The 11,791-nt window shown below is 70.1% G+C and carries 10 protein-coding genes; 3 read left to right on the top strand and 7 right to left on the bottom strand.

Translation table 11 applies throughout. The features are described from left to right. Positions 1 to 41 precede the first annotated feature (41 nt). Positions 42 to 1,406 carry an SLC13 family permease gene (locus MWM45_RS00485; protein ID WP_247827655.1) on the bottom strand — a complete coding sequence of 455 codons (1,365 nt, stop codon included), beginning with the start codon at positions 1,404 to 1,406 and terminating at the stop codon, positions 42 to 44. A gap of 143 nt (positions 1,407 to 1,549) precedes the next feature. Here MWM45_RS00485 and MWM45_RS00480 point away from each other — a divergent pair, with 143 nt between their 5' ends. Continuing rightward, positions 1,550 to 2,251, top strand: coding sequence for a FadR/GntR family transcriptional regulator (locus tag MWM45_RS00480; RefSeq protein WP_247827654.1), 702 nt, complete (start codon positions 1,550 to 1,552; stop codon positions 2,249 to 2,251). A gap of 81 nt (positions 2,252 to 2,332) precedes the next feature. Here the strand turns inward: MWM45_RS00480 and MWM45_RS00475 are convergent, their stop codons facing one another. From MWM45_RS00475 to MWM45_RS00460, 4 genes are all read right to left on the bottom strand, one after another. Next, positions 2,333 to 2,797: an SRPBCC family protein gene (locus tag MWM45_RS00475; RefSeq protein ID WP_247827653.1), complete on the bottom strand. Its 465-nt coding sequence runs from the start codon at positions 2,795 to 2,797 to the stop codon at positions 2,333 to 2,335. A gap of 34 nt (positions 2,798 to 2,831) precedes the next feature. Further along, positions 2,832 to 5,216, bottom strand: coding sequence for a phosphoketolase family protein (locus MWM45_RS00470; protein ID WP_247827652.1), 2,385 nt, complete (start codon positions 5,214 to 5,216; stop codon positions 2,832 to 2,834). Between the two features lie 40 nt (positions 5,217 to 5,256). Then, positions 5,257 to 7,818 (bottom strand): ATP-dependent DNA ligase, encoded by a 2,562-nt coding sequence (locus MWM45_RS00465; protein WP_247827651.1) that lies wholly within the window; start codon positions 7,816 to 7,818, stop codon positions 5,257 to 5,259. A gap of 77 nt (positions 7,819 to 7,895) precedes the next feature. After that, the gene (locus MWM45_RS00460; protein ID WP_052274016.1) at positions 7,896 to 8,390 is read right to left on the bottom strand and encodes an SRPBCC domain-containing protein; all 495 of its coding nucleotides are present in this window, start codon (positions 8,388 to 8,390) and stop codon (positions 7,896 to 7,898) included. Positions 8,391 to 8,459: 69 nt separating this feature from the next. Here MWM45_RS00460 and ku point away from each other — a divergent pair, with 69 nt between their 5' ends. Both ku and MWM45_RS00450 read left to right on the top strand, forming a co-directional pair. Further along, complete coding sequence (ku, locus tag MWM45_RS00455; protein ID WP_247827650.1) at positions 8,460 to 9,302, top strand: non-homologous end joining protein Ku; 843 nt, start codon at positions 8,460 to 8,462, stop codon at positions 9,300 to 9,302. Then, entirely contained in the window at positions 9,302 to 9,556 is a 255-nt protein-coding gene (locus tag MWM45_RS00450; protein WP_247827649.1) for a hypothetical protein, read from the top strand. The genes ku and MWM45_RS00450 overlap by 1 nt, the downstream gene beginning before the upstream one ends. Before the next feature lies 1 nt (position 9,557). Here the strand turns inward: MWM45_RS00450 and nhaA are convergent, their stop codons facing one another. Then, on the bottom strand, positions 9,558 to 10,976 hold the full coding sequence (nhaA, locus tag MWM45_RS00445; RefSeq protein WP_247827648.1) for a Na+/H+ antiporter NhaA: 1,419 nt from the start codon (positions 10,974 to 10,976) through the stop codon (positions 9,558 to 9,560). A 131-nt stretch (positions 10,977 to 11,107) separates the two neighbouring features. Next, the gene (locus MWM45_RS00440; protein WP_247829286.1) at positions 11,108 to 11,791 is read right to left on the bottom strand and encodes a potassium channel family protein; all 684 of its coding nucleotides are present in this window, start codon (positions 11,789 to 11,791) and stop codon (positions 11,108 to 11,110) included.

Genomic DNA, 11,791 nt, shown 5'->3' with positions numbered 1-11,791 from the left:
GGTGGGTCCTGCGGGAGCGGTGCGTCGGCGGGCCGGTCGGCTCAGAGCCAGCCGGGGACCACGAGGACGAGCCAGGCGATGATCGGGCCGGCGACGACGACGATCGCCCCGTAGCCGAGGATCTGCTTGTAGAAGCGCTCCTTGTCGGTGCCCTCCGGGGCGTTCGCGAGGACGAGGGCGCCGTTGGTGGAGAACGGCGAGACGTCCACGATCGTGGAGGACACGGCGAGCGCGCAGACCACGCCGACGGCGCCCACGGCCCCGGTCTCGAGGAACGGGATTGCCAGGGGGATCAGGGCCGCGAGGATGGCCGTCGAGGACGCGAACGCGGACACCACGGCGCCGATGTAGCAGATCAGCAGCGCCGCGAGGAGCGGCATGCCGAGGCTGGCGACGCCGTCGGACACGTAGTCGATGGTGCCGGCGGCCTCGAGGACGCCCACGAAGGTGAGCATGCCGCAGATGAGCAGCACGGTGGACCAGGCGATCTTGTTGACGGCCCCGCTCTGCGCCTTCGGGGAGATGAGGGCGAGGACGACGGCGACGGTGATGGCGACGAAGCCGACGTCGACGCTGAAGCCGAGGGCGACGATCGCGAGGGCGATCAGGCCGAGGATGGTGGCGACCTGGGAGACGCGGTCCTCGCGGGTCCTGGTGGCGACGACGCCGTCGCCCGCCGGATCGCGCGGACCGTAGGTGCCGCTGCCGGTCCCCTTGTAGGCGACGTCGGCCCGGCGGGCTCCGGGGCTCACGCTCAGGCGGGCCTCGGCGGCCTCCTCCACGAACTCGGTGACGCGTGAGGACATGAGGGTGCGGCCGCCGAGGACCATGAACAGGACGACGGCGATGAGCAGGTTGAAGATGAAGCTCGCCAGGAAGACGGCGAGCGGGCTGTACTCGAACCCGGACTCTCCCACGATGTCGTTGACGATCACGCCGTAGACGGCGATGGGCGAGAAGCCGCCGGCCTGCGCTCCGTGGACCACCATCATGCCCATGAGCAGCGGGGAGATCTTGTGGCGGGCCGCGAAGCCTAGCGCCACGGGGGCCATGATGGCGACCGCGGCGGGGCCGAGCGCGCCGACCGCGGTGATGACCGCGGTGATCAGGAACATCACCCAGGGGATGAGCGCCACCCGGTTGCGCACGAGCTTCACGGCACCCTGCACGAGGAGGTCGATCGTCCCGTTGTTCTGGGCGATGGCGAAGAGATAGGTCACCCCGACCAGGGTGAGGAACAATCCGCCGGGGAACTCCGCGATGATGTCGTCGGTCTCCATGCCGAGCACGACGGCCCCGAGCAGGAAAGCGCCGACGAAGGCGAGCGCCCCCATGTTGATGGGCAGCAGGGTGGCTATCAGGAACATCGCCGCGAGGATGATGATCGATAGGAGTGGAGCGGACATCGTTATCCTCCAGCGGGCAATGGACAGGGGGCCGAGCTGTGACCTGTATTACAGGACCACTGGCCTAGCCTGTAGGAGAGTGGGTGTCCCTGTCAATCGACGAGCGATAGCATGGCCCCACCACGACACGGGGGAGCTCCAGGATGACCGAGGACGCCAGTCCACCACCGCTCGGCCGCCTCGCGCGCCCGCGGCTGTACGAACAGCTCGTCGAGCAGCTCCTCGGCTACATCGAATCGGCGAAGCTGCGCCCCGGCGATCTCCTGCCCGCCGAGCGTGACCTCGCCGAACGGCTCGGTGTCTCGCGGGCCACGCTGGCCCAGGCGCTCGTGGCACTCGAGGTCCTCGGCGTGATCGACGTGCAGCACGGCACCGGAGCGGTGCTGCGCCACCGCGCCAGCGTGGCCACCGTCATCAAGGGGCTGCGCGAGCATCGGAGCCGCCTCCCCGATATCGTCGAGGCCCGCAGCACGCTCGAGGTCAGGCTCGCCGCCCTCGCGGCGGAGCGCCGGACGGACGAGGACCTCGCCGCGATCGACCGGGCACTCGACGAGATGCGGGCGGAGATCGACGACGGCGGGCGCGGGGCGCGCGGCGACGAGCTCTTCCACCAGGCCGTCACGGTGGCGGCCCACTCCCCGGTGCTGGCGCAGCTCATGGCCTTCATCGGTGAGATGGTGCTCGAGACCCGCCTCGAGTCCCTCGCCCAGCCCGGCCGGCCGGAGCAGTCCCTGGCCTCGCACCGGAGCATCCTCGAGGCCGTCCGGGCGCAGGACCCCGTCGCGGCGGCAGCCGCCATGCAGCGCCATATCGACCTCGTCTCGGACGTCGCCCTACTGGACTAGCGGTACCGGGCCGGGACGCCGGCGGCGGCCGACCCCGAGGGACCGGCCGCCGCCGGCGGTACTACCGGAATGCTCCGGGGATCAGGCCTCGGAGACCTGCGCCGCGAGGTTCGCCAGCGTCGAGTCCAGGGCATCCTGTGAGACCTCGGGGAAGCTGAGCTGCTTGAGGATGGCCTTGTCCGTCACGGCGGACCAGTCGTAGGTCACGGAGACCTCGGTGGAGTCCGGGCCGGCGGGCTGCAGTTCCCAGACCCACTCCCAGCCCGGGGGCACTTCCCCGGCGGGAGCCGTCTTCCAGGCGAGCAGCTTGTTGTGGTCGTAGCCCACCACGTGGTTGTCCGTCTGGTAGTCGCCCCCCATCTTGTCCCAGTTCTGGTTCATGGTGAACGTCTGGCCGACGCCCGTGATGCGGTCCGACTTGCTGTCCGACTGCACCATGCCCGAGCCGTCGAGTGCGGCGTGGCGGGCGGGGTTGGACAGGAGGTCGAAGATCGCACCGGCGGGTGCGTCGATGGTGCGGGTCGCGGAAATGCGGGACTCTGTCATACGGCGTTCTCCTTCTGGTCGTGGACGACGGGTTTTACTTCGCGTCGTCCGGCGAAGATTCGTCGAGCGTCCAGCCGGTGATGGACTCGAGGTCCTTCCCGGCGTCGCGCGTGTACTGCCAGGCGCGCTGCCGCTGGTCCTGGAGGTCCTGCCGGAAGCGGGCCTGGGTGGCCCCGAGGGCCGGCACGCGGTCGATCACGTCCATGGCCAGCTGGAACCGGTCGATCTGGTTGAGCATCGCCATGTCGAACGGGGTCGTCGTGGTTCCTTCCTCTTTATACCCGCGGACGTGCAGGTTCGCGTGGTTGGTCCGCCGGTAGGTCAGGCGGTGGATGAGCCAGGGGTACCCGTGATACGCGAAGACCACGGGCTTCCCGGTGGTGAACAGCGTGTCGAAGTCGCGGGCCGACAAGCCGTGGGGGTGCTCCGAGCTGTCCTGCAGGCGCATGAGGTCCACGACGTTGACCACGCGGATCCTGAGCCCCGGGATGGCCGCCTTGAGCAGCCCCGCCGCGGCCACGGCCTCGAGGGTCGGCACGTCGCCGGCGCACCCGAGGACGACGTCGGGCTCCACGCCCGGCTCCTCGGACCCCGCGAAGTCGAGGATGCCGATGCCCCGCTTCACGTGCAGGTGCGCGTCCTCGGGCCCGAGCCAGGTGGGCGCGGGCTGCTTGCCGGTGACGATCACGTTGATGGTGTCGCGGGTCTGCAGGCAGTGCTCGGTCACCGCGAGCATCGTGTTGGCGTCCGGCGGCAGGTAGACCCTGATGATGTCCGCCGTCTTGTTCACCACGTGGTCGATGAAGCCCGGGTCCTGGTGGGAGAACCCGTTGTGGTCCTGCTGCCAGACGTGACTGGAGAGCATGTAGTTGAAGGACGCGATGGGCTGGCGCCAGGACAGCGCGCGGTGCACCTTGAGCCACTTCGCGAACTGGTTGAACATCGAGTCGACGATGTGCACGAACGCCTCGTAGCAGTTGAACACGCCATGGCGGCCGGTGAGGAGGTAGCCCTCGAGCCAGCCCTGGCAGAGATGCTCGCTGAGGACCTCCATCACGCGGCCCGAGCGGGCGAGGTGCTCGTCGACGTCCTCGATGCGCGGCTGCCAGACCTTGTCCGTCACCTCGTACACGGCCGAGAGCCGGTTCGACGCCGTCTCGTCCGGCCCGAACAGGCGGAAGTTGTGCGGGTTCTGCTCGATGACGTCCCGGAGGTAGCCGCCCACGGTCATCATGGGGCTCGCCTTCCCCACGCCCGGCCGCGTCACCTCGACGGCGTGCTCGGCGTAGGAGGGCAGCACGAGGTCGCGGAGCAGCCACCCGCCGTTGGCGTAGGGCGTGGCGCTCATGCGGAGGGGGCCGTCCGGGGCGAGCGCGGCGATCGCCGGCCGCAGCTCCCCGGTGTCCGTGAAGAGCGAGCCCGGATCGTAGGACCGCATCCACTCCTCGAGCTGGTGCAGGTGCTCCTCGTTCTCGTGGATCCCGGACAGCGGCACCTGGTGCGCACGCCACGTCCCCTCCGAGGGCAGGCCGTCGACCACGGCCGGCCCCGTCCAGCCCTTCGGCGAGCGCAGCACGATCATGGGCCACCGGGACGCGGGGGCTTCCGGGGCGACCGGTGCGGTGCGGGCCGCCGCCTGGATGGCGTGGATGTCGTCGATGCAGGCGTCGAGGACCGCGGCGAAGTCCCGGTGCGCGGCCTCGGTGGCCGCGGGGTCGGACACCGTGACGAAGTGCGGCTCGTAGCCGTAGCCGTACATCAGCTGCCGCAGTTGCTCCTCCGGCATGCGGGACAGCACGGTGGGATTGGCGATCTTGTAGCCGTTGAGGTGCAGGATGGGCAGCACGGCGCCGTCGACCGCCGGGTCCACGAAGCTGGTCGAGTGCCAGCTCGTGGCGAGCGGCCCGGTCTCGGCCTCGCCGTCGCCCACCACCGTGGCGGCGATGAGGTCGGGGTTGTCGAAGACGGCGCCGTAGGCGTGGGCGAGTGCGTAGCCGAGTTCCCCGCCCTCGTGGATGGATCCCGGGGTCTCCGGTGCCGCATGGGAGGGGATGCCGCCGGGGTAGCTGAACTGCTTGAACAGGGCGTTGAGCCCCGCGCCGTCCCTGCCGATGCTGCTGTACACCTCGGAGTACGTCCCCTCCAGCCAGGCGTTGGCCACGTTCGCGGGCCCGCCGTGGCCGGGACCGGTGACGAACAGCATCTCCTGCCGTCGCTCCGAGATCACGCGGTTGAGGTGCGTGTAGACGAAGTTGAGCCCGGGGGTGGTGCCCCAGTGGCCGAGCAGCCGCGCCTTGACGTCCTCCCCGACGAGCGGGCGGGTCAGCAGGGCGTTGTCCCGCAGGTAGATCTGGCCCACCGAGATGTAGTTGGCTGCCCGCCACCAGGCGTCCAGTCCCTGGATATCGAGAGTGCTCATATCTGCCTCCTTGGGTGATGCGCTGTGGATCTCGGTCCGTTCAGAGTTCGACGACGACGTCGGACGGTGACTTGTCGGGGCGCCAGCCGCGCCAGACGGGATGCCGGAGGCGGCCCGTGCCGGTGTGCTCGCTGTACTGGACCTCGCCCACCAGGGTGGGCCGGACCCAGTGGGCGTCGGAGGCGTCGGCGCCCGGGACGTCGCCGAGCGGGGCGGTCTTGCGGGCCAGCTTCTTCAGCCGGGCGCCCACTTCCGCGAGGTCGCGCTCGGTCAGGCCCGATCCCACGCGGCCCACGTAGCGCAGGTCCACGCCGTCGGGCACGGCGACGAGCAGGGACCCCACCTTCGCCGCACGGCTGCCCCTGCCGGGACGCCAGCCCACCACCACGACCTCCTGCGTGTGCACGTGCTTGATCTTCACCCACGACGCCGAGCGCGCGCCGGGCTGGTAGTCGCTCGAGAGGCGTTTGGCCATGATGCCCTCCAGTCCCAGCTGCCGGCTCGCCTCGACGGCCTCCCGGAGCGTGGCCTCGAGCACCGGGGGGACCTGCACGTGCCCGTCCTCCGCGTCGTCGACGGCCTTCCCGAGCAGCTCCCGGCGCTGGCGGTACTCGAGGCCCGTCAGGTCGTTGCCATCGAGCTCCAGGAGGTCGAACAGCATGAGGCGCACCGGCGTGGCGGCCTGCGCGGCCTCGATCTCGGCCCGGTGGGTCAGTTTCATGCGTGTCTGCAGGAGCCCGAAGTCGGGGCGGCCCCTGGTGTCCAGCGCGACGATCTCGCCGTCGAGCACCGCGCTGTCCGCGCTCAGGAACCCGCCGAGGTCGCCGAGCTCCGGATAGATGGGCGTGGCGTCGACGCCGTTGCGGCTGATCAACCGGACCCCGCCGTCCCGGACGACGGCGATGCAGCGCACGCCGTCCCACTTCATCTCGTACGCCCAGTCCTCCGGATCGGGGATGGCCTGCTCGGAGCCGAGCGTCGCGAACATGGGCCGCACGGGGTCGGGGCCGGATGCAGGGCCGGATGCAGGGAGGTCGGGGGCCGCGGGCGCGCCGGGGGCGGAATTGGCGGGGGCCGTGACGGGGGCCGTGACGGGATCCATGCCGACGTCCGTGCCGGACTCCGCCTCCGGGTCCTGCGGGTCCTGCTCCGTGCCCGGATCCTGGTGTGCCCGGGTGGGCTGGTCCTTCATCAGGTGGATCAGCCAGTTGCTCCTGCCGCCCGGCGCGCCCCCCGTGTGGATGAGCGCGTAGCGGCGGATCGCGGCGCCGCCCCGTGCGAGGCCGCCGTCGGGCTTCCCGTGGAGCGTGCAGATGACCTCCTTGCCGTCCCGCCATTTCTCCAGTTCGTAGGTGCCCGCGTCCCAGATGATCACGTCCCCAGCCCCGTATTCCCCCTTGGGGATATGTCCTTCGAAGGTGCCGTAGTCGAGGGGGTGGTCCTCGGTCTGCACGGCCAGGTGGTTCCTGTCCGGCGTGAGGGGAGGCCCCTTGGGGACGGCCCAGGAGACGAGCACGCCCTCGCGTTCCAGCCGGACGTCGTAGTGCAGCCGCCGCGCGTGGTGCTCCTGGATCACGAAGCTGTTGCCGCCCGTCGGTCCCACCTCCTCGGGGACCGGTTCGGGGGTCTTCGCCGCGTCACGCATGGACCGGTACGTCGAGAGCCGGTCCGAAGCGGCTCCGCCGTCCCCGGCCGGGGAGAAGGGGTGTGTCGCCGGAGCCAGGACGTCGCCGAGCGTCCCGACCCGCTGCAGGACGTCGCGGTAGTCGAGGTGGCCGAGGCCCTCGGAGCCGATCTCCTCCCAAGTGCGCGGCGCGGCGACGGTCGGCTGGAAGCGCCCGCGCAGCGAGTAGGGGCTCACCGTCGTCTTGTTCGCGCTGTTCTGGCTCCAGTCCACGAGGACCTTGCCGGGGCGGAGGGCCTTCTTCATGCCACTGACCGCGAGGTCCGGGTGGTCGGCCTCGAGCGCTCGCGCGAGTTCGTGGGCGACGGCGGAGACCTGCTCGGAGGTCTGCCGGCCGTCGAGGGCGCAGTAGAGGTGGATCCCCTTGGAGCCGCTGGTGACGGGGAAGGGCTCGAGCCCCATGCCCTGCAGGATCGGCCGGGCGAGCCGGGCGACGACGGCGCACTCGGCCAGTCCTGCACCGTCGCCGGGGTCGAGGTCCAGGACGAGGCGGTCGGGGTTCGCCGGGGTGCCGTCCGCCGCGAAGCGCCACTGGGGTACGTGGAGTTCGAGCGCGGCGATCTGCCCCAGCCAGGTGAGCGTGGCGAGGTCGTCGACCATCGGGTAGACGTTGGCGTGGTCCCTGTGCTTGATCGTGTTCCGCGGGACCCAGGCGGGGGCGTTGTCGTCGATGTTCTTCTGGAAGAACACCTGGCCCGGCTCCTCGGGCGTGCCGACCCCGTGCACCCAGCGCTTGCGTGTCACCGGGCGGTGCGCTGCATGGCGGATCAGGTGCGGTGCCACGGCCGCGTAGTAGGCGAGGACCTCGGCCTTGGTGGTGCCGGTGGCGGGATACAGCACCTTGTCCAGGCTGGAGAGGCGCAGCGTGCGCCCCTCGACGGTGACGGTCTGCTGCCCTGCGGAGCGGGGAGGGGCCATTCCCCCAGTCTTGACCGGATGCCCGCGGTATTCCAGTCCCAATCGGCGGAGCAGCCCCGGAGGGTCCCTGCGGGGGCTCAGTCCCCGAACTGCCGGCGGTACCGGGCCACGTAGGTGTCCCATACCGCGGGGTCCTGGCCGAGGCTGCGCTTGTTCAGGAAGTCGTCGAGACCGGCGATGGTCAGGTGCCAGCCGGCTGCCATGGTGGCCGAGTGGCGGGGGCTGCCCGGGGTCAGGAACAGCACCAGCTGCGTGCCGTTCTCCGCGGTCCGCGCGAGCTCCCAGCGGAGGGTATCCCGTTCCCAGGTGTAGGCGAGCACCGACGGCCGCTCGGCCTCCAGCACCGTCCCGCGCAGGGGCTTCTGGTCGGCGAAGCGGAACAGGATCTCCTCGTCCTTGCGGGGCTCGAACTCCATCTCGCACGGGAACCAGTACTTCAGCTTCTCGACCTCCGTGAGGTGCTTCCACAGCACGGTCGGCGGGAACGCGAACTGGAACTCCAGGCGCAGCACGGTCCCGCCGTCGTCGCTGGTGGTCTTGCTGACGATGGGCTCTACGGTCTCGGAAGTCACCCCCCAAGTCTAGGGGTGGACAGCGGGCATGGTCTGGCCCGGTAAGCCTGCTTGGTGTTCACTGGACCCATGAGAGCCATCTGGAAGGGTGCCGTCGCGTTCGGCCTGGTGAACGTGCCGGTCAAGGTCTACAGCGCTACGGAGGATCATGACATCTCCCTGCACCAGGTGCATGACAAGGACGGCGGCCGCATCCGCTACCAGCGGCGGTGCGAGGTGTGCGGCGAGGTGGTGGACTTCAAGCACATCGACAAGGCGTTCGACGACGGCGAGCACACCGTGGTGCTGACGGACGAGGACCTCTCCGCCCTGCCGGTCGAGAGGAGCCGGGAGATCGAGGTGGTCGAGTTCGTCCCGAGCGACCAGATCGATCCCATCATGCTCGACCGCGCATACTTCCTGGAGCCGGACAGCACCTCGACCAAGGCCTACGTCCTGCTGCGCCGCACGCTCGAGGAGACGGACCGCACCGCCATCGTGCAGTTCTCCCTCCGCCAGAAGAGCCGCCTCGCCGCCCTGCGCGTGCGGGGCGACGTCCTGATGCTCCAGACGCTCCTGTGGGACGACGAGGTGCGGGAGGCGTCCTTCCCGTCCCTCGAGGAGAAGGTGCGGATCTCGGCCAAGGAGAAGGAGATGTCGGCGGCCCTTGTGGACTCCTTCTCCACCGACTTCGACCCGGAGAACTTCACCGACGAGTACCAGGTGCAGCTGCGCACCCTGATCGACGCGAAGATCGAGAAGGGCGACACCCTCGACACCGAGGAGACTTTCGGCGGCACCCGGGACGAGGACGACGGCGACAACGTGCTGGACCTCATGGAAGCCCTGCGGCGCAGCGTCGAGAAGAACCGCGAGAAGAAGAAGGCCGGGTCCGCCAAGGAATCCGGCTCCTCCAGGAAGAAGGGTGCGTGATGGGTTTCTTCACCGACAGCCTCGGCCGCCAGACGGTCGCCCAGAAGCCGAACGCGCCGATCCTGGGGTGGGCGGTGCTCGGCGCGGCCTCGTTCCTGGCGCTCGACGAGCAGAACCGCGAGCGCCTGCGCCGGGCCGGCGCCGTGTGCCTGGCCGTCTGGGCCGTGCTCGAGGTCGTGTCCGGGCAGAGCGGCTTCCGCCGCAGTGCCGGCGCCCTGACGCTGTCCTGGCTGTGGCGGCGCGCGAACGCCTGACCTAGCGCTGCTCGAAGACGTCGGGGACGCCGTCGTTGTCGGCGTCGATCGTCTCCTGTTCCGCGATCTCGCGGTACCGCTTGTTCCGTCGGCGCAGCAGCACGGCGGCGGCGAGCGCGGCGATCAGGGAGCCGGCGAGGATGGCGACCTTCGCGTGGTCGTCCTCCGGCGTGCCCTGGCCGAAGCCGAGTTCGCTGATGAGCAGCGACACCGTGAAGCCGACGCCCGCCAGCAGGGCGACGCCGACGATGTCCACCCAGGAGAGGTCGGGGTCCAGGCTCGCCCTGGTGGTCTTCGTGACGGCGAGGGTGGCCAGCAGGATGCCCACGGGCTTGCCGATGACGAGCGCCACCATGATGCCGACGGCGATGGGATCGGTGATGGCGCTCACGAGTCCCTCGAGGCCGCCGATGGCCACCCCGGCGGAGAAGAAGGCGAAGACGGGTACGGCGAAGCCCGCGGACAGCGGGCGGATGCGGTGCTCGAGGGTGTCGGCCAGGCCGTCCGGCTGCACGTCGTGCGCCTTGCCGGGTCCGTCCGCCGGCTCGGTGTCGACGGGCTGTGCCGGGTCGTCGAGGTCGGATGCCTTCACGCCGCGCGGGAGGACGGGGATCGCGAAGCCGAGCAGGACACCGGCGACGGTGGCGTGTACCCCCGATTCGTGGACCAGGGCCCACACCACGAACCCGAGCGGGAGCAGGATCAGCCACGGGGCCCAGGTTCGACGCTGGAAGAAGGTGGGGAAGCGCTGCGCGAGGAAGGCGTAGGCCGCCAGCGGGAGGATCGCGATCAGCAGGGGCGGTACGGAGATGTCCTCCGAGTAGAAGAACGCGATGATGCTGATGGCCAGGAGGTCGTCCACCACGGCGAGCGTCAGCAGGAAGATGCGCAGCGAGCTCGGGAGCGAGGAGCCGACGACGGCGAGGACGGCCACGGCGAAGGCGATGTCCGTCGCCGTCGGGATGGCCCAGCCGCGCAGTGCCTCGGGGCCCGCACTCAGCGTGATCGCGACGTACACCAGGGCGGGCACGACGACCCCGCCGATCGCCGCGGCGACGGGCACGATCGCACGGTCGAACTTGCGCAGGTCACCGGCGACGAACTCGCGTTTGAGCTCGAGCCCCGCGAGGAAGAAGAAGATGGCGAGCAGGCCGTCCGCGGCCCAGGCACCGACGCTCAGCTCGAGGTGCCAGGGCTCGTAGCCGAACCGGAAGTCACGGACGGCGAAGTATGTGTCCGCCGCGGCGGTGTTGGCGAGGACGAGCGCCAGGACCGTGGCGAGGAGGAGGAGCCCTCCGCCGACGGTCTCCTTGCGCAGGATGCCGGAGATGCGCAGGTGTTCGGGGTAGCTGCTGCGGCCGAAGACCGTTGCGCCGTGGGGCGTTCCGGGCGGACCGGACGGTGCGTGATGGGAGGTCATGAGTTCCTAGGATCGGGCTCGCTCGTATGAGCGCCGACCAGACTTCCCGGCTCACCAAGATGACCAGCGTAGCGCGAGGCGGGCACGGACCGTGAAAAAGGACGCCGCATCATGGGCCTTGCGCCGGCCGCTCAGACGAGGGAGCTGAAGTGCTCGGCCTTGTCCGTCGGCCCTGCCACGATGATCTCGTCGTCGTCGTACAGCGTGGTCGCGGCCGTCGTGTAGTCCCAGGTGCCTCCGCGCCGCTTCACGGCGACCACCGTCACGCCGTGCCGGGCGCGGATCCCCGTGGTGCCGAGCTCGCGGTCCCAGTACTCCCGCGGCGGCCGGGTCTTCACCATGGCGAAGTTGTCCTCGAACTCCACGTAGTCGAGCATGGTGCCTCGGACGAGGTGTGCGACGCGCCGGCCCATGTCCTGCTCGGGACGGATCACCCGCTCCACCCCGAGCTGCGACAGGATCTGTGCGTGGGGCTCGCTGACGGCCTTCGCCCAGATGGTCGGCCGCTCGAAGCGCAGGAGGATCGACGTCGTCAGGATGCTCGCCTCGAGGTCGCTGCCGATCCCCACCACCACCCGGTCGAAGTCGGGTAGGGACAGCTGGCGCAGGGCCTCCTCCTTCGTGGTATCGGCGCGCACCACGTGCGTGAGCCGGCCGTTGTAGGACTGGACGACGTCCTCGTCGTCGTCGATCCCGAGCACCTCGGTCCCGGCGTCCTCGAGTTCGAGGGCCAGGGCACCGCCGAACCGGCCGAGGCCGATGACGGCGACGGAATCCACGGCTGCGATCGCATCGGCGGGCCTGGAGGAGAACAT

The sequence above is a fragment of the Arthrobacter antioxidans genome (assembly GCF_023100725.1).
In the GTDB taxonomy this organism is placed as follows: Bacteria; Actinomycetota; Actinomycetes; order Actinomycetales; family Micrococcaceae; genus Arthrobacter_D; species Arthrobacter_D antioxidans.
The sequence above is the reverse complement of the archived record's forward strand: the minus strand, read 5'-3'. Positions and strand labels throughout refer to the sequence as shown.